The sequence below is a fragment of the Streptacidiphilus sp. EB129 genome (assembly GCF_041262645.1).
Taxonomy (GTDB): domain Bacteria; phylum Actinomycetota; class Actinomycetes; order Streptomycetales; family Streptomycetaceae; genus Streptacidiphilus.
The window spans coordinates 1-17,531 of record NZ_JBGCCS010000029.1; the positions used below are offsets into that span (position 1 = coordinate 1).

The window sequence follows — 17,531 nt, forward strand, 5'->3', positions numbered from 1 at the left end:
CTTCCGCACACCCACCGACATCGCGGCGTTCCTCAACCCTGACGCCGCCCAAAACAAGATCCAACAAGCGTGTTAATTACCTGCAAGCCCTAACTCCCTCGAACCTCCAGGAATCCAGTCATGCCCATGCTCGCCCCCGGCATCCAGATCGTCGCGACCACCAGGCGCGACAACGCCTTCCTCGTCGACGGCGAGGACGGCCTCACCCTCGTCGACGTCGGCTGGGCCGGCGCCCCCACCGCCCTCCTCGCCGCAGTCGCCGAACGCGGCCTGGTGCCCACGGACATCAAGCGGATCGTCCTCACCCACGCCCACCCCGACCACGTCCAAGGCGCCGCCGAACTACGGCGCCTGACCGGGGCCCAGATCCTCATCCACCACGCCGACCACGCCTGGCTCCAGGCCGGACGGGTACCCGCCCACGGGCGCTCCGGCGCCTTGGGACGCCTCATCGACCGGCTGCCCACACTCCACTGGGCCCCGCTCACGGCCGATCGGACCGTCAGCGACGGAGAACTGATCGAGGGCGCAGGCGGGCTGCGCGTCCTGCACACGCCCGGCCACACCCCCGGTCACATCGTGCTCCACCACGAGCCCAGCGGTACCGTACTGGTCGGCGACGCGCTGTTCCACCGTGGCGACCTCGCCCTCGGGCCGGCCGCACTGGCCGCCCACCCCAGCCTGCGCGCAGGCAGCCTCGCCCGCATCCCCGCCGATGTCAGTGCCGTCGGCTTCGCCCACGGCACGCCCCTCGACAGGAGCGGGGTCTCCGCGTTCCACGAGTTCGTCGGCCAACTGGCCTGACACCGAACAGTGCCGGGCGCCCGGCCGTAGCAGCCGATCCGCCAGGGCGCCCGGGGAGCTCCGCGCGACCTGGGCCGACGGCAACGGTCAACCGGGCGGCGCGGGGACCTGAAGGTCGACGAGCGGTGCGTACTGCTGGCCCCCGTAGCTGTCGGAGTCGTGGACATCGCCCTGGCGCACCGGGCGGGGGAAGGAGACCTTGACGGCCTGTGCCCGGTCGTGGTGGACCACTAGGACCTGCGCGGGGTCGGCCCCGTACAGGTCCGCGAACAGCTGGGGCGTGAGTACCTGCGCGGCGCGCAGCAGCTCGTACGCTTCCCGGTCGCGGCACATGAAATCGAAGGTCAGGACGAACGGTCCGGCGTTCTTGGACCGGATCAGGGAGCACAGGTCGAGCAGCCGGGTCACGGCGCCACCTCCTCGTGGACGGTGCGGAACATCTCGTACGGGTCGCCCGGCACGGCGACGTGGTTGAGGGTGAACTGGTACAGCGGCCCGCGATCGGTCTCCGGGGGAGAGAACGGGTAGGCGATGGTGCTGGCCAGGCCGTCGTACTGGGGGATCGGCAGATGCGCGCTGATGTGGGCGACGAACGTCGCCACCGCGTGCGCGATCGGCTGGGTGGGGGCGGTGACCGTGATCAGGACGCCGAGCTCGTGCGGAGGCCGGTCGCGGTCCGGATCGAGCGGGCCCAGGACGGCGTCCTGACCGTAGAGGCGGTAGTCGATGTCGACGTCGTCGGGGTCGACCCGGCCGCCGAACACGTCGCTGATCTTGGCGCGGAAGTAGTCCTGGGCCATCGGCAGCAGCTTGGGGAGCTGCTCGATCACGACGCGGTCGCGGATCCCGCCGACCGCGATGGTCTGGTAGCCGACCAGCCGGGCGCCCTCCAGTTTGACGGTGTAGGTGTCGCCGGGCCGGTACACGGCGCCGGTGACCCGCACCCGGCGTTCGTCCAGGGCCGTGTAGACGGCGTCGGTGGTGTCCAGGACGCCGGAGGGCTCGGTGATCAGGTACGGGTTCGCGTTCTCGTAGAGGGTGTGCGCGGCCACCGAGAGCGGGGTGAGCCTGGAGCTGGGGTCCAGGGGTTCGACGTCGAAGTGGTCCTCGCGCAGATGGACGAAGAGGCCGTCGGCGCCGGGCGGGATCGCGCACGCCGCCCCGCACTCGACGGTCTTGGCCATGTGCCAGGTCAGCCCGGGATCCGCGCCCATCGCGTGGGGGAGCGCGGCGAACAGGGCGGTGTCGCTGGCCCGGCCGGCGAGGACCACCTCCGCGCCCTGCGTCAGGGCTCGCTGGATCGGTTCGACGCCCATCATGCCGACCACCTGACTGCCGGTCAGCGTGTCGAGGTCCACGAACGGGGCCGGGTCGAGGGGGCGGATGCGGCCCTGCTCGTAGCGTTCGGTCAGGTACGCGGGGTCCTGGTCGGCGTAGACCAGGGCGAGCGCGAACCTCAGCCCCTCCTCGGCCGCGATCTCGCGGGCGATGCCGGCGACCAGGTCGACGCCCACGTCGCGGCCGCTGGTGCCGCAGGAGCCGATGATCAGCGGTACCCGCAGCGAGTCCCGGGCCTTGAGCAGCAGCCGCAGGTCCCGCTTCACGGCTTCGCGGGACAGCTTGGGCTCCCCGGTTCCCAGGTAGTAGGGGCCGCTGTCGGTGGAGCCGGCGTCGCAGGCGATCACGTGGGGAAGCATCGCCACCCCGCGCTCCAGGGATTCGGCGCGAAAGCCCGCGCCGAGGGCGCCGGTGGGCGCCAGGATCCTGATTTCCATGCTGAGTCACTCTCCGTCCTATGCTATTTGCTATGGCAGATGGGGCAAGGGCCACCCTTGGCGGGTGGAGGGGGTGGTCAGTGGTCCCAGCCGACGAGGTCGCTTGAGCCTGATGAGGCGTGGGCGCGGGCGAGTCGGTCGGCGAGATCGCCGTCGTGGTCGCGCAGCGCGTCCAGGATCTGACGGTGCTGGCCGTAGCGCTGGACCTGCCCGGGCGTGCCGCCGGCGTGGATCTGGGCGGAGGCGATCCGCAGCCGCTCGGAGCGGCTGAAGGCCCGGACCTGCTCCAGGGTGCGGGACAACTGGGCGTTGTCGGCCGTGAGTTCCACCTGGGCGTGGAAGTCCCGGACCGCGTTGAAGATCTGCTCGATCTGGTCGGGGCCCAGCTCCCGGCCCGCGTCACGGTCGGCGCGCAGCGACTCGGCGGCCTCGTCGGCCGCGTCCAGGAGGCCCTCCATCCGGTCGAGTTGTTCGGGGGTGGCCTTGTCGGCGGCCAGGCGCGCGGCGACGCCCTCCAGCGCGGCCTCGATGGTGGCGCTCTCGATGCGGGCCTGCGGGGACACCGTGACCACGCGCAGCGAGCGCGGCCCGGTGCGTTCGACCAGCTGTTCCTGCTCCAGGCGGCGCAGGGCCTCGCGGACGGGCGTCGGGCTGACCCCCAGGTCGGCGGCCAGGCCCCTTTCGGTGATCTTGTCGCCCCAGGGCAGGTCGCCGCCGACGATCGCGGCGCGCAGGGCCCGGTAGGCCTGGTCGGCCAGGGACTGGGCGCTGAGTTCGGGGAGATTCATGGCCTTATTTGATGTCTGCTACAGCAAGCTGTCAAACAGCCCGGCTGGTGGTGGACGGCTCCGGCGGTCCCGGCTCGGCGGGTACCGGACCGGTGTCCGCGAGACCGGAAGGTGCCGCGTCGTGGGGTGCCGTGTCGTCGGGTGCGGGGTCGTCGGTGACGACGGTGGCGGCGCCGGCGTCGAGGTCGACCAGCACGGCCGGGGTGGTCAGGTGCCGGGTGCCGAGGGCCTGCAGGATGTGGGGTCCCAGCTGCAGGGTGTGGAGGTAGTGGTCGCCGAGGAAGGTGGTGCGGGTGACCCGGGCGCGCCAGCCGGGGCGGGTTTCGTCCGTGTGGAGGGTGAGGGCCTCGGGGCGGACCGCCAGGGTGACGGCGCCGGGCGGCGGCGCGGTGTCGGCCCGGAAGGGGACGCCGCCGGGCAGGCCGGGGGCTTCCAGGGCGAAGGCGCCGGGGCCGGTGCGGCGGGCGGTTCCGGTCAGGAAGTTGCAGCGGCCCAGGAACTCGGCGACGAATCGGCTTCCGGGCCGGTGGTAGACCTCCTGCGGGGTGCCGGAGCGGACGATGCGGCCGCCGTTCATGACCAGGATCTGGTCGCTCATCGCCATGGCCTCGGTCTGGTCGTGGGTGACGAAGACGGTGCTGATGCCCAGGTCGCGCTGCAGCTCGCCGAGCCATTCGCGGGCGCGTTCGCGCAGCTTGGCGTCCAGGTTGGAGAACGGCTCGTCCAGCAGCAGCGCGCTGGGGCCGTGGGCCAGGGCGCGGGCCAGGGCGACGCGTTGCTGCTGGCCGCCGGAGAGTTCATGGGGGTGCGCCTTGGCCCGGTGCCCGAGCTCGACCAGGTCCAGGACCTCGGCGACCCGGCGCCTGGTCTCGGCGCGGTCGGTGCGGCGGATCCTGAGGGGGAATCCGACGTTCTGCTCGATCGTCAGGTGTGGCCACAGCGCGTAGGACTGGAACACCACCCCCAGCTCCCGCTGTTCGGCGGGGACGTTGCGCCGCCGCGCGGCGTCGAACAGGATGTGGTCGCCGTGGGCGATGGCGCCGCCCTGCGGGGTGTGGAACCCGGCGATCGACATGAGCGTGGTGGTCTTGCCGCAGCCGGACGGGCCGAGGAGGGTGACGAACCGGCCGTCGGGGACGGTGAAGCTCACCTCGTCCAGGACGCGGGTGCTGCCGAAGGTCTGGCTGAGCCGGTCGACGGAGATCTCAGGCATGTCCGTCCTCCGTGCGGAGGGCCGCGGTGAGCGGGCGGATCGGGATGTCACGCATGGTGCTGCCTCTTTCGTGCGGTCCAGCCGAGGCCCGCCGCGAGGGCGAGGGCCACCAGCAGGACCTGGATGAGGGCCAGGGCGGCCACGGGGCCGGGCAGTCCCTTGGACCAGGTCTGGAGCATGGTGGTGCCGAGCAGTTCGGTGCCGGGTTTGGAGAGGAACACGACCGGGTCGTAGTCGCTGACCAGGGTCACGAACATGAGCACCAGGGCGCTGATGATCGCCGGGCGCAGCAGTGGCACCGTGATGCGGCGCAGGGTGGTCCACCAGCCGGCGCCGGTGGAGGCGGCGGCCCTGGCCAGTTCGGGGCTGATCCGGGCGAGCGCCGGGGCGAGAATGATGTAGGAGAGGGTCATGTTGCGCACGCACAGGGCCAGCAGCTCGCCCCACAGGCTGGTGCGGAGCATGGCGCCGGGCCACGGGACGATCAGGAAGAGCCAGAAGAATCCGACGCCGAAGACGATGCCGGGGGTGGCCCGGGGGTAGACGAGCAGGGCCGGCAGGGTGCGGCGCAGCCGGAAGGTGGAGCGGCCCGCGATGACGGTCGCGACGGTGACCAGCGCGACGGTCACGACACTGCCGGCCGATGCGACGATCAGGCTGTCGGTGATCGCCCGGCGCAACGTCGGGTCGTCCCAGACCTGTTGCCAGTTGGTCGTGGTCCACAGGTGCCAGGGCGCGACCAGGGTGGTCAGGTCGGTGACGCTCGACATCAGCGCCAGTCCCAGGAGCGGGATGACGCAGGTGACGGCGACGAAGCCGGCCATGAGCGCGGCAGCCGGCCGGCGCCAGCGGCCCAGTCGCAGCAGGCGCGCGGGCGGGGTGGCCCGGGTGCCGGCGGTGTAGCGGCCGGCGTGACGCAGCAGCCTGCCGCGCACGATCAGCAGGGCGGAGGCCACGACCAGGAGCAGGATCGCCCCGGCGGAGACGATCGGCGGGTCGGGCAGGACGCTATTGGACCAGGTGTCGTACAGGTAGCTGGCGATGAAGCCGATGTTCGCGGGCCGGCCGAGGAAGAGCGGGATGCCCAGGACCTCCAGGCACAGGGTGAGGATCAGCATGCCGGAGTCGAGCAGCGCGGTGCGCAGCATCGGGACGGTGACGGTGCGCAGCACCCGCAGGGTGCCGCCGCCGGAGGCGCGGACGGCGTCCTCCAGGGTGCCGTCCGCGCCCTCCAGGACGGCCTTGCAGGTGACGTAGGCGATGGGGAGGGTGACCACGGCGCCGAGCACGGACATGCCGGGCAACGAGGTGAGGTTCCAGACGGGCAGGTGCAGGTTCTTGTGCCACAGCTGCGTCAGGTAGCCGGCCGGCCCGTACAGGGACTCCCAGCCGACGATCAGGCCGAGCGGCGGGATCAGCAGCGGGGCCAGCAGGGCCGGGCCGAGCCAGCGCCTGCCGGGCAGGTCGGTGCGGGTGACCAGGATCGCGAACGTGGCGCCGAGCAGCAGCGCCAGGGAGGTGGCGGTCAGCGCGAAGACGCCGGTGTTCAGGGCGGCCTGACGGAACGCCGGGTCGGCGAGGAGCTGCCGGTAGGCGTCGAGGCTGAACACGCCTCCCGGAAGGTAGTAGGGCTTGGACAGCAGCGAGGTGATGACCAGCGGGACCAGTGGGCCCAGGGCGAGCAGGGCGACCGCGGCCCACACCAGGTACTGGCCCGGGGCGGTCGGCAGGAGGCGGCGGCGCCGGTCGCGCGGGGCGACCGGAGCGGCGGCGAGCGTGTGCGGGGTCATGGTGCTCAGCGGCCCAGGGCCTTGTTCCAGCGGTCGGTGATGGTCTTCTGCTGGTTGACCACGTCCTGGGAGACCGGGACCAGGTACGTGGTGCCCGCGGGGACGTGCTTGGCCAGGTCGGTCAGATCGGCGGTACAGCCCGTCGCGGACTGGAAGTTGGTCATCGAGGCCTCCATACCGGCCGCGCACATCACCTGCTGCCCGGGGTTGCTGTAGACGAAGTCCAGGAACAGCTGCGCCGAGGCGGGAGAGGCGGCGCCGGCGGTCTGCGCGACCAGGCGCGGGGTGAGCGGGGTCGCGTCCTGCATGTAGCCGTACGCGGCCAGGCCCTTGTACTGCGGGATGACGGACTGCGAGAGCCCGGAGGCGAGCCAGCCGAACGAGGCGGCGCCGCCGACCAGGTGGTTCAGTCCGTCCAGCCCCTCGTCGAAGGTCTTGGTCCGCGGGCCGAGGGCGTCCAGGTCGGAGTAGGTCTGGTCCGCGCCCAGGACGTGGACCAGACCGTAGACCGCGTTGTAGCCGAGCGGGTTGGCGGGGGAGTAGCTGACCAGCGGGTACGTGGACGGGTTGGCCTTCGCGTCCGCGGCCAGCTGTGCGTAGGTGGTCGGCACCCGGGCGCCGGAGATCAGCCGGGGGTTCCAGGTCGCCAGCACCGGGTCCGGCGACATCACGTACATGCCGTGGCCCTGGTTGACGTACGCGGGGAAGTCCGCGAGACCCTGCGGGGTGACGTCGGCGATCAGCCCGCTGGTCTCCGCCTGCAGCGCCTGCGGGATCGAGTCGGAGATGAGCAGGTCCGCGGTGCGGGCGCTCTGCGCGTGCTCGGATTCGAACTTGGTGTACACCTGATTGTCCGACAGCTGCGAGTACTGCGGCCTGATCCACGGATAGGCCTTGGTGAAGCTGTCGAGCAGCGGCTTCATCACGGCGCTGGGCGTGTTGCCGTACATGATCAGTCCGGACTCGCTGTGCGACCTCGCGGTCAGGTCGGCCACGGACGCCGGGGCCGAGGGGGCGGCGGACGGGGCGGTCGTCGCCGGGACGGCGCTGGACGAACAGCCGGCCACAGCGGCACCCAGAGCCAGGGCGGTGACCGCGAGGGCGGCGGTGGAACGGGCACGTCGGGTGAGCATGTCGGGACCTCTCTCGGAGAAGTGTATTTGCTATAGCAATGCGCTCATCAAGGGAAGAAACCACCTAACCAGCCGGTAGGCATTTGCTATGGCAACACATGAGAGCATCGGCCTATCCGGATGTCAAGGGTCCAGAAACCCTCCCGTCATCTGTCACCAACGTGCACGAAACGCGGATGATCCGCGAGTCCGCGGCGTAAGCACAACGCAAGGTGGTCCCCTCTACCTTCGGGACAGCACGGCGGAGACGCGCCCGTCCCTGCATGCTTGATCCATGCCTGGCACAATCCGCCGGGAGCAGCCCTGATCCCTTCCCGCAGTGCTCCGCCACCGACACCAAGGCCTGACGCATGCGCATCCTCGTGATCGAAGACGACGAATCCCTCGGCGCATCCCTGACCTGGGGACTGCAGGCCGAGGGGTACGCCGTCCAACTGGCCGTCGACGGCAACGAAGGCCTGTGGGAAGCCACCGAGAACGCGTTCGACCTGATCATCCTCGACGTGATGCTTCCCGGCCTGGACGGCTACCAGGTCTGCTCCCGCCTGCGCGACGCCGGGAACTGGACCCCGATCCTCATGCTCACCGCCATGGACGCGGCCCTGGACCAGGCCGAGGGCCTGGACCTGGGCGCCGACGACTACCTCACCAAACCCTTCGTCTACCCCGTCCTCCTCGCCCGCATCCGCTCCCTGCTGCGCCGCACCGCACCACCGCGCCCCCCGCTGCTGCAGGCCGGCGACCTGACCATGGACCCCGCCACCCGCACCGTCCACCGCGCCGGCCAGGAGGTCACCCTGACGCCACGTGAGCTGTCCATCCTGGAGTACCTGCTGCGCGCCGACGGACGCGCGGTCTCCAAGACCGAACTGCTGGAACACTGCTGGAGCGACCACGTCCAGACCTCGCCGGCCGTGGTCGAGGTTCGCATCCACCACCTGCGCCGCAAGATCGACCAGCCCTTCCCCACCGCCCTGGTCGAGACGGTCCGAGGAACGGGGTACCGCATTGACCCGCAGCACGCCTGACCGTCCCGGACACCCGCGACCGCGCCGGTCCGGCCGCTCACTGCGCCTGCGCCTGACCGCGCTCGCCGCCCTGGCGATCACCGTGACCGTCGCACTCACCACCGCGGTCCTGGTGTTCACCCTCGTCAGCGCCGTGCGATCGAACGTGACGACCACGCTGAGCTCCTACGCCGACTCCCTGGCCCGCTCCGCCGGGACCAGCGGCTGGCCCCAGCCCCTGCCGGCCGCCCCCGGCGACGCCTCGGTGTGGGCGCAGGTCGTCGACTCCTCCGGCCGCGTCATCGCCGCCACCGCCAACGTGGCAGGCCAGCCGGCCCTGTACACCCTCCCGGCCGGCACCACCACACCCCGGCCCGCCCCCTCCTCGCCGGGCCGCGGCGACGAACGGATCGTGGCCCAGCGCTACGTCATCGGCACGACCCCGGCGGTCGTCTACGTCGGCGGCTCCACCCAACTGCTCGGCATCCTCACCAGCGACGTCCAGGGGCACCTGCTCTACGCCCTGCCGCTGGTCCTGCTCGCCGCGGTCGGCATCTCCTGGCTGCTGATCGGACGCACCCTGCGGCCGGTGGAACGCATGCGCGCCGAAGCCGCCGAGATCACCGGCAGCGACCTGCACCGCCGCATCCCCGAACCCGCCAGCGACGACGAGATCGGCCGCCTCGCCCGCACCCTGAACACGATGCTCGACCGCCTGGACGCCTCCGCCACCCGCCAGCGCCGGTTCGTCGCCGACGCCTCACACGAACTGCGCACCCCGCTCGCCGCCATCCGCACCTCCATGGAAGTCGGCCTCGCCCACCCCGACAAGGCACCCTGGCCCGAACTGGCCGAACGCACCGTCAACGAGACCACCCGCCTGCAACGCCTCGTCGAGGCGCTGCTGCTGCACGCCCGATCCGACGACGACACCCTGATCACCCGACGCGAACCCGTCGACCTCGCCGCACTCGCCCGCACCGCCATCGGTGCCGCACCCGCCCGGGTCCCGGTCGACCTCCGCACCGGCGACCACGCACCCGTCCTGGGCGACCCGGACCAGCTCACCCGCCTGATCCGCAACCTGCTCGACAACGCCGACCGCTACGCGGAACACCGCGTCGAGGTCACGGTCACCACCGACGGCCCCGCCACCGCCGTGCTCACCGTGGCCGACGACGGCCCGGGCATCCCTCCCGCCGACCGAGCGCGGGTCTTCGACCGCTTCGTCCGGCTGCAGGCATCCCGCACCCGCCACCCCGGCGATGCCACCGGCACCGGACTCGGACTCTCCATCGCCAAGGACATCGCCACCGCCCATGGCGGCACCATCACCGTCGGCCCGGCGATCCCGGACGCGGGCGACGCGGCCCAGGGCCAGGGAGCACGGTTCACCGTCCGACTGCCCGCGCACCCCCAGCCGGCCGACTTCGGCCCGGACGTCAGATGACGTAGTTCGCACCGGAGTTCAGCGTCCCGCCGACATCGTCGAGCGGGCGTACTCGGTGGGCGTCCGGCCATAGTGCTTTTTGAAGGCCCGGATGAAGTGGCTGCTGTCGGCGAACTGCCAGTGGGCGGCGAGTTCGGAGACGCTCAGCCGGCCGGAGGGTGCGGTGAGGGCGAGTCGGGCCTCTTCCAACCGCCGCCGGCGGACGTAGGAGGTCACCGACTCTCCGGCTGTGGCGAACGCGCGCTGCAGGTTGCGTACGGAGACGTTGAGTTCACGGGCCAGCATCGCCCCGGAGAGTTCCGGGTCGGCCAGACGGCTGTCCGCGAGATCCTTCGCGGCCCGGGCGAGCGCCGGTGCCAGCCGGGTCTCGGCGTCATCGACCCGACGCCTGGCAACCGCCTTGGCCAGTTCGATGAGCGTGCTGTGGGCGGCCTGCACTCCCGCCGGTCCGAGATCGGCAACGGTTTCGTAGATCATGTTCGAGTGGGCCACCAGTAGCCGCACCTCGGCGGCGTCGGCCGGCCCGCTGACGCTCTGTCGTTCCCCGAGCAGTGGTTTGAGCAGGGCGGCGGGCAGGACGAGGACTTTCGCCGTCGTGTCCGGCACCGTCTCGAAGTGCAGCGGCCGTCCGATGTGGCGGACGAGGAACTGCCCGGCCGCGATGGTCTGTTCACCCCGGGCGAGCGGGGCGCCCAGGGCCCAGGACCCGCGCTGGACCACGTACATGCGTACCTGGTCCTCGACGCCGGTGAGGGGGCCCTCGGTCCGGATGGCCGACGCGCCGTGGAGATCGGTGATCGCCACATCGCCCACGGTGGTGGCGCGGCTCCTGACCCGGAAGTCACGGGCTGTGGCCTCGCTGAAGGTCGGCAGCGGGAAGCCGTCGCCGATCTCCGTCTCCCAGCCGCTGCGAAAGGCGTCGAAGGCTCCACTGTTGTCCATCGCCGGTCGCCCCCTCGGTCGTCGCTCCGACGCCGCCTGGCGCGGACGTTCTGCCCGGATGGCGCTGAGGTTCAAGCCAGCGCTGTACCGATCTTCCTAGGCTTCCAGGGCAGGGACAACCCCCGGACAACAGCGCTTGATACCTGAGGGATTGGAGATTTCCGATGGCTGAGGACACGTTCACGGGCAAGGTCGTCATCGTCACCGGCGGTGGGTCGGGCATCGGCGCGGCCACCGCTCGCCTCTTCGCCGCCGGCGGCGCCACGGTGGTGATCATCGGCCGGACGCAGGCGAAGCTGGACGCAGTGGTGTCCGACGCGCCGGCCGGCTCGACGCTGATCGCCCGGCGTGGTGACGTCTCGGACGAGGAGGCGATCACCGGGCTGGTGGACGCCGTGGCCCACGACCACGGCCGGCTGGACGTCCTGGTCAACAACGCCGCGACGTGCGAGCCGCTGGGCTCCGTGTCCGACATCGACGCGGCGGGCTGGCGACGCGTCATGTCCACCGCCGTCGACGGGGTCTTCTTCGCTTCGAAGGCCGCGCTTCCGCATCTGCGCGTCGTGGGCGGCAGCATCGTCAATGTCGGATCGGCATCCGGGCTCGGCGGTGACTGGGGCCTGGCCGCCTACGACGCCGCCAAGGGCGCGGTGACCAATCTGACCAACGCGATGGCGCTCGACCACGGCGCGGAAGGCGTGCGGGTCAACGCCGTCCACCCCAGCATGATCTCCACGGACATGACCGCGGGATTCCTGCAGAGCGACGAGATCGTCGCCGCCGCGCTCAACCGGGTGCCGATGCGACGCTTCGGCGAGCCCGCCGAGGCGGCTTCCGTCATCACGTTCCTGGCCAGTCCGGCCGCGAGTTACGTGAACGGGGCCCACATCCGCGTCGACGGCGGGCTCGGCGCCTCGAACGGCAATCCGCACATCGCGTAACAGGCACGCCTGCGACCCGCGACCCACGTGCCAGGGGCTGCCATAGATAGTTGGCATTCATCATGAGAGTTGACTTGCATAAAGCGGGCGAGGCGCCTACTCTCATGAGAGTCAACTCCAATAACGAGATCTCTCTATACCTCCGGACCTGTCGGGACCGGTAGACGATCGAGGAGAAAGCCATGGGCACCACCACGCAGTACTCCGTCCCCCACGCCGGCATCGGCCCGGTCGAGGTGTCCGTCGCCGAATACGGGTCCGGGCAGCCGTTCCTGCTCCTGCACGGCGGGGCCGGCCCGCAGTCGGTGACCGGGTTCGCCGAGACGTTCGCCGCCACCCACGACGTGCGCGTGCTCGTCCCGACCCACCCGGGCTTCGGCGGCACCCTCCGGCCCGGGGCCCTGGACTCCGTCGCCGGTCTGGCCGCGCTCTACCAGGCACTGCTCGACCAGTTGGAGCTGAGCGACGTGACCGTCATCGGCAACTCGATCGGCGGCTGGATCACTGCCGAGATCGCGCTGCTGCAGTCGCCACGGGTCAGCGGCATCGTCCTGATCGACGCCGTCGGGATCGAGGTCCCCGGCCACCCCGTCGCCGACTTCTTCTCCCTGACCATGGATCAGGTCTTCGAGCTCAGCTTCCACAACCCCGACCCGTTCCGCTTCAACGCCGCCACCCTGCCCCCGGCGGCGCAGGCCGTCGCGGCCGGCAACCGGGACGCGATCGCCGTCTACGCGGGCGCCGCGATGACCGACCCGACCTTGGCCGCACGCCTGGGGACGCTGGAGATCCCGACCCTGGTGCTGTGGGGAGACGGCGACGGGATCGTGGACCCCGGCTACGGCCGCGCCTACGCCGCCGCGATCCCCATGGCCCGGTTCCAACTGCTGGTGGACACCGGCCACAACGCGCAGCTGGAGACGCCCGACCAGGTCGTGGACGCGATCTGGGACAGCGCGGAGACCGACTTCTCCGCCTTCGCCCGCTGAGCCGCAACCACCTGCCGACCCCCCACCGTTCAAGGAGATCCGACCATGCCCAAGACCGCAGTCACCCGCATCACCCACAGCTGCCACCTGATCGAGATCGGTGGCCGGACCTTCCTGACCGACCCGTGGTTCAGCACCCGTCCCGGCTACTACCAGGGCGAGCCGATCGCCGTAGGCATCCCCGATCTGCCCCGGCTCGACGGCGTGCTGATCAGCCACGAGCACTACGACCACTGCGACCTGGAGGCCTTCGCCTCCTACCGCGACCGTTCGGTCCCGCTGTTCGTCGCCGAGACCGTCGTCGACGCGGCGCGCAGGCACGGCTTCACCGATGTCACCCCCCTCAAGCCCTGGCAGGACCTGGAGGTCGGCGGTGTCACCATCACCGCGACCCCGGCCAAGCACGGCGTGTACGAGGTCACCTTCGTCCTGCGGGCCGGCTCCGAGGCGGTGTACTTCGCCGGGGACACCATGCTCATCCCCGAACTCGCCGAGATCCCCGACAGGTTGGGGCACATCTCGCTCGCGCTGCTGCCCACCAACGGCCTGCACATCCGGCCTGCCAACAACCTGCAGGTCGTCATGAACGCCCAGGAGGCGGCCGAGTTGACCGCGATCCTCAGGCCCGAGCTGGCCGTCCCGCACCACTACGCCTTCACCAAGGGCTTCCTGGGCGACCGGCTGATCACCCACAGCGACAAGAACCCGCAGCACTACCGAGACGCCTCCCGCGACCTGGCCCCGGAAACCAGCGTCCGCATCGTCGACCCCGGCATCAGAATCGAGCTCTGACCATGACCGACACCGAGGGCTTTCTCACGCCCACGACACCGACGGAGGGCGGCCGTCGACGGGCAGGGCTGGTTCTGGCGGTGTGCTGCCTGAGCCTGCTGATCACCGCCCTGGACACCACCGCCGTCAACGTCGCACTGCCCGCCGTCGGGCAGGACCTGCACGCCCCGGTCAGCGGTCTGCAGTGGACCGTCGACGGTTACACCCTGGCGGTTGCCGCGTTCATGCTGCTGGCCGGATCCACCGCCGACCGGATCGGGCGGCGGCGGGTGTTCCAGTTCGGACTGGCGCTGTTCACCGCCGGCTCGCTGGCCTGCTCCCTGGCCCCGACCCTGGACTGGCTGATCATTTTCCGGATCGCCCAGGGCCTGGGAGCGAGCATGCTCAACCCGGTCGCCCTGTCGATCATCACCCACGCCTTCCCCTATCCACGGGAGCGGGCCCGCGCGATCGGGCTCTGGGGTACCACGGTCGGCCTGTCCCTGGCCGCAGGACCGGTGGTCGGCGGCCTGCTGGTCGCCTCGGCCGGCTGGCGTTCGATCTTCTGGATCAACATCCCGATCGGCGTGGCGGCCCTCGTACTGGCCGCGGTGCTCGTGCCCGAGTCCAGGGCCGCGGCGGCGCGGCGGCCGGACCCGGGCGGTCAGGTGCTGGTGGTCACGATCCTGACCTCGCTGATCTTCGCGATCATCGAGGGCTCCCGCCAGGGGTACGGCAGCGCCCCCATCATCGCCCTGTTCGTCCTGGCCGCAGCCGCGACCGCGGTACTGCCCGGCTACGAACGACGCCGCGAAGAACCTCTGGTCGACCCGGTGTTCTTCCGTTCGGTCCCGTTCACCGGCGCCTTCGTCGTCGCCGTCACCGCGTTCATCGTCCTGTCCGGCTTCCTGTTCCTCAACACCCTGTACCTGCAGGAGGTGCGCGGCTACAGCGCGCTGCACGCCGGCCTGCTGACCGTGCCCATGGCCGCCGGCATCGCGATCGCCTCACCGCTGTCCGGGCGGCTGACCGCCGCGCGCGGCCCACGCCCGCCGCTGGTCGCCGCCGGGCTGCTGATCGCCGCGGCCGCGCTGATGCTGACCACGCTCACCCCGACCACGCCAGGGACGGTCCTGCTCAGCGCCTACGTGCTGCTCGGCCTCGGTTTCGGGCTCGTCAACACCCCGATCACCGACTCCGCCGTCGCCGGCATGCCGCGCGCCCAGGCCGGAGTCTCCGCCGCGATCACCACCACCGGCCGCCAGATCGGCAACAACCTCGGCGTCGCCGTCCTGGGCTCGATCGTCACCGCGCGCACCCGGGCCCCGGGCCACGCCGGATTCGCCGCCGCCAGCCACCCGGGCTGGTGGCTCCTGGCCGCAGGCGGCCTGGCCATCGCGGTCATCGGCCTGGCGACCACCACCCGCCGCGCCACCGCCACCGCCGCACGGGTCGCCACACGCTTCCCGGCCGACCCCGTGCCCACCTTGGGCGGCGCGCCCCGGCTACGCGGAGGCGCACCGGCGTGATGCGTCGTCAGGGCCGTACGGCGGCGCTGCCTGCGGGCGCCGCGCTGTCGGTGACCCTGTGCCCGTCCTCTGCGTGGCGGGAGCCGTGCAGGCCAGGCGGGCGGCGTCGGGGCTTGCTCGGACGTCGCGCTGCCGGACGATGGCTCGGGCCGGTTGCTACCTGGCGCCGGCCGCGGCCGGCTCCTTCGCTGCCGAGTCGAACAGGGCCGCGGCCGCCGCGCGGGCGGTCGTGGCCGCGGAGGGGTCGTGGTCCATGCGTGCCGACACTCCGGCGCCGTCGTAGAGCAGGTGCAGCTGCCTGGCCAGGCCTTCGGCGTCGGCGACCCCGGCCTGCCGCGCCAGGTCCGTGAACATGGCGCGCACCCACTGGCGGTACCGGTCCGCGGCGCACTCGGTGGGGCTACCGGGCTGCGCCTCCGCGCTGGCGGTCATGTGCGCACAGCCGTTGAAGCCGGGTTCGGTGAACAACTGGCCCTGCGCGTCGAAGACCCCCAGCAGGCGCTCACGCGGCGTCCGGAACCGGGTCAGGGCCCGCTCGACCTGTTCCCGGGTGTTGGCGTGCCGGGCGTCCAGGTAGGCCTGGACGAGCTGTTCCTTGCTGCCGAACAGGTTGTAGAGCGATGCCTTGGCCACGCCCGCCTGCTGCACGATGCGGTCGATGCCGACGCTCTGCACGCCCTCGCGGTAGAACAGGTCGTCCGCTGCGGCCAGCAGACGTTCACGCGCGGACGGCTTCGCGGCGGTGGTGACCTTGATCGGCATGGCTGCTTCCCTCTTCCAGACTGGCGGTACAGCCTACCGCTCCGCGTAGCGGCCTATCTGGCTGTTCACCCCACGAAACAAGCCTGGACCGATCAGTCTTCCCGGTGAAGCGCGCGGAGGCGGCCGCCGCCCTACGGTGACCGCCTCCAGCCCGCACTGCGTGCTTCTCCTTGAGCCGGCGTGCTGATGTGCGGTGGTTGATCAGCCGGCGGAGTGGCCGCCGTCCACGTTGAGGATGTGGCCGGTGACGTACGACGCCTGCTCCGAGGCGATGAAGACGATCGCGGCGGCGAGCTCCTCCGAGAGGCCGAGGCGAGCCAGCGGAACCTCCGCGGCAAGAGCGGCCTTGTTCTCCGGGGTGCCGGTGAAGCGGGTCAGCATGCCCGTGTCCGTGGGGCCGGGGGCGACGCCGTTCACCCGGATTCCCGACGCGGCGACCTCCAGGGCCACCGACTTGGTGATGCCTTCGACGGCGTGCTTGCTGCCGACGTAGACCGACGCCCCGGCCGCTCCCTCGTGCCCGTACGTCGAGGAGATGTTGACGATGCTGCCGCTGCCCTGTCCCTGCATGACCCGGACCTGGTGCTTCATGCTCAGGATCACGCCCAGGACGTTCGTGTCGAACGTCGCGTTGTAGGTCTCCGCGGTCTGGTCGGTGATCGGGCTGGGTCGGCCCTCGGTTCCGGCGTTGTTGACCGCGACGTCGAGGCGTCCGAAGCGTGCGACGGTCTGGTCGACCATGGCGCGGACGTCGTCCTCGTTGCGGACGTCGGCGTTGATGAACTCGGCCTCCGTGCCGAGCGCGCGCAGTTCCTCGGCCAGGGCCTTGCCTGCCTCGTCACGCCGCCCGGTGACGACGACGTTCGCCCCCTTCTGGGCGAAGGCGACGGCGGCGGCGCGGCCGATGCCGGTGAGCGCACCGGTGATCAGAACGACGGGCTGGTTCATTGTTGGACTCCCGGGTGGGTAGGTAGACTGGTCTGTCTAAGTTCTTCGTTCAGCTAAACAGGACGACCCTGTCTCGTCAATCGAACGCAGCCAATATGTTCAGAACAGCTTTGACTTGACGCATCCGAAGGGGCATGACTACGGTTGCAGTGGCCTTTAGACAGACTGGTCTGGCTTGCAGCTTGAATGAGAAGCAGGGAGAGGGTAGATTCATGGCGATTCGCGAACCCAAGGTCCCCGGGCCGGACCACCCGATCACGATCGAGAAGACCGGACGGCGCGTGCTGGTCCGGATCGGCGCGCGCATCGTGGCCGACACCACCGAGGCCCTGACGCTACGTGAGGCGGCCTACCCGCCCGTGCAGTACATCCCGCTGGACGACGTCGACGAGACGCTGCTGGCATCGAGCGACACCAAGACCTACTGCCCCTACAAGGGAGACGCGTCCTACTACAGCATCACCGTCCCCCAGAACCCGGACACCGAGGGCCGACTGGTGGACGCGGTGTGGACCTACCGCGAGCCCTACGAGTCGGTCGCGCCGATCGCCGGCCATGTCGCCTTCTACACCGACCGCGTCGAGGTCGTGGTCGAGGCACCCTAGAGGTGGATCGTGGGTCTGTCGCCTGAGACGCGGGGCTCGGCTCTGGCGTAGCGGAAGCCCGAGCGTGGGCTCGCCAAGGCCGGA

General features: G+C 70.9%; 17 protein-coding genes. 8 read left to right on the forward strand and 9 right to left on the reverse strand.

Annotated features, from left to right (window positions below):
* Window positions 1-120 precede the first annotated feature (120 nt).
* Window positions 121-804: an MBL fold metallo-hydrolase gene (locus ABH925_RS28050; protein WP_370152118.1), complete on the forward strand. Its 684-nt coding sequence runs from the start codon at window positions 121-123 to the stop codon at window positions 802-804.
* Between the two features lie 87 nt (window positions 805-891).
* Here the strand turns inward: ABH925_RS28050 and ABH925_RS28055 are convergent, their stop codons facing one another.
* From ABH925_RS28055 to ABH925_RS28080, 6 genes are all read right to left on the reverse strand, one after another.
* Entirely contained in the window at window positions 892-1,212 is a 321-nt protein-coding gene (locus ABH925_RS28055) for a DUF4387 domain-containing protein (RefSeq protein ID WP_370152121.1), read from the reverse strand.
* Window positions 1,209-2,579, reverse strand: a complete 1,371-nt coding sequence (locus ABH925_RS28060; protein WP_370152123.1) for an acyclic terpene utilization AtuA family protein — start codon at window positions 2,577-2,579, stop codon at window positions 1,209-1,211. The genes ABH925_RS28055 and ABH925_RS28060 overlap by 4 nt, the downstream gene beginning before the upstream one ends.
* A gap of 77 nt (window positions 2,580-2,656) precedes the next feature.
* Window positions 2,657-3,367: a GntR family transcriptional regulator gene (locus tag ABH925_RS28065; RefSeq protein WP_370152125.1), complete on the reverse strand. Its 711-nt coding sequence runs from the start codon at window positions 3,365-3,367 to the stop codon at window positions 2,657-2,659.
* 31 nt (window positions 3,368-3,398) lie between these two features.
* Window positions 3,399-4,580 carry an ABC transporter ATP-binding protein gene (locus ABH925_RS28070; RefSeq protein WP_370152128.1) on the reverse strand — a complete coding sequence of 394 codons (1,182 nt, stop codon included), beginning with the start codon at window positions 4,578-4,580 and terminating at the stop codon, window positions 3,399-3,401.
* A gap of 47 nt (window positions 4,581-4,627) precedes the next feature.
* Window positions 4,628-6,370, reverse strand: coding sequence for an ABC transporter permease (locus tag ABH925_RS28075; RefSeq protein ID WP_370152130.1), 1,743 nt, complete (start codon window positions 6,368-6,370; stop codon window positions 4,628-4,630).
* 5 nt (window positions 6,371-6,375) lie between these two features.
* Window positions 6,376-7,503 carry an ABC transporter substrate-binding protein gene (locus tag ABH925_RS28080; RefSeq protein WP_370152133.1) on the reverse strand — a complete coding sequence of 376 codons (1,128 nt, stop codon included), beginning with the start codon at window positions 7,501-7,503 and terminating at the stop codon, window positions 6,376-6,378.
* A gap of 350 nt (window positions 7,504-7,853) precedes the next feature.
* On the opposite strand from ABH925_RS28080, the gene ABH925_RS28085 reads away from it, so the two are divergent.
* Both ABH925_RS28085 and ABH925_RS28090 read left to right on the forward strand, forming a co-directional pair.
* A complete protein-coding gene (locus ABH925_RS28085) occupies window positions 7,854-8,531 on the forward strand; it encodes a response regulator transcription factor (protein WP_370152136.1) in 678 nt (225 codons plus the stop codon).
* A complete protein-coding gene (locus ABH925_RS28090; protein WP_370152138.1) occupies window positions 8,512-9,960 on the forward strand; it encodes a sensor histidine kinase in 1,449 nt (482 codons plus the stop codon). The genes ABH925_RS28085 and ABH925_RS28090 overlap by 20 nt, the downstream gene beginning before the upstream one ends.
* Window positions 9,961-9,978: 18 nt before the next feature.
* On the opposite strand, the gene ABH925_RS28095 is transcribed toward ABH925_RS28090, so the two are convergent.
* On the reverse strand, window positions 9,979-10,902 hold the full coding sequence (locus ABH925_RS28095) for a helix-turn-helix domain-containing protein (protein WP_370152140.1): 924 nt from the start codon (window positions 10,900-10,902) through the stop codon (window positions 9,979-9,981).
* Window positions 10,903-11,066: 164 nt separating this feature from the next.
* Here ABH925_RS28095 and ABH925_RS28100 point away from each other — a divergent pair, with 164 nt between their 5' ends.
* The 4 genes from ABH925_RS28100 to ABH925_RS28115 all read left to right on the forward strand — a co-directional run bounded on the left by ABH925_RS28100 (window position 11,067) and on the right by ABH925_RS28115 (window position 15,132).
* Window positions 11,067-11,843, forward strand: coding sequence for an SDR family NAD(P)-dependent oxidoreductase (locus ABH925_RS28100; RefSeq protein ID WP_370152142.1), 777 nt, complete (start codon window positions 11,067-11,069; stop codon window positions 11,841-11,843).
* 182 nt (window positions 11,844-12,025) lie between these two features.
* Window positions 12,026-12,832, forward strand: coding sequence for an alpha/beta fold hydrolase (locus ABH925_RS28105; protein WP_370152145.1), 807 nt, complete (start codon window positions 12,026-12,028; stop codon window positions 12,830-12,832).
* Between the two features lie 45 nt (window positions 12,833-12,877).
* Window positions 12,878-13,624: an MBL fold metallo-hydrolase gene (locus ABH925_RS28110; RefSeq protein ID WP_370152148.1), complete on the forward strand. Its 747-nt coding sequence runs from the start codon at window positions 12,878-12,880 to the stop codon at window positions 13,622-13,624.
* A gap of 2 nt (window positions 13,625-13,626) precedes the next feature.
* Window positions 13,627-15,132, forward strand: a complete 1,506-nt coding sequence (locus tag ABH925_RS28115; RefSeq protein ID WP_370152151.1) for an MFS transporter — start codon at window positions 13,627-13,629, stop codon at window positions 15,130-15,132.
* Between the two features lie 156 nt (window positions 15,133-15,288).
* On the opposite strand, the gene ABH925_RS28120 is transcribed toward ABH925_RS28115, so the two are convergent.
* Both ABH925_RS28120 and ABH925_RS28125 read right to left on the reverse strand, forming a co-directional pair.
* Window positions 15,289-15,894: a TetR/AcrR family transcriptional regulator gene (locus ABH925_RS28120; protein WP_370152153.1), complete on the reverse strand. Its 606-nt coding sequence runs from the start codon at window positions 15,892-15,894 to the stop codon at window positions 15,289-15,291.
* Window positions 15,895-16,095: 201 nt separating this feature from the next.
* A complete protein-coding gene (locus tag ABH925_RS28125) occupies window positions 16,096-16,842 on the reverse strand; it encodes an SDR family NAD(P)-dependent oxidoreductase (RefSeq protein WP_370152156.1) in 747 nt (248 codons plus the stop codon).
* Window positions 16,843-17,054: 212 nt separating this feature from the next.
* Between ABH925_RS28125 and ABH925_RS28130 the strand changes: the two genes are divergently transcribed.
* Complete coding sequence (locus tag ABH925_RS28130; RefSeq protein WP_370152159.1) at window positions 17,055-17,447, forward strand: DUF427 domain-containing protein; 393 nt, start codon at window positions 17,055-17,057, stop codon at window positions 17,445-17,447.
* The last annotated feature ends 84 nt before the right edge of the window (window positions 17,448-17,531 follow it).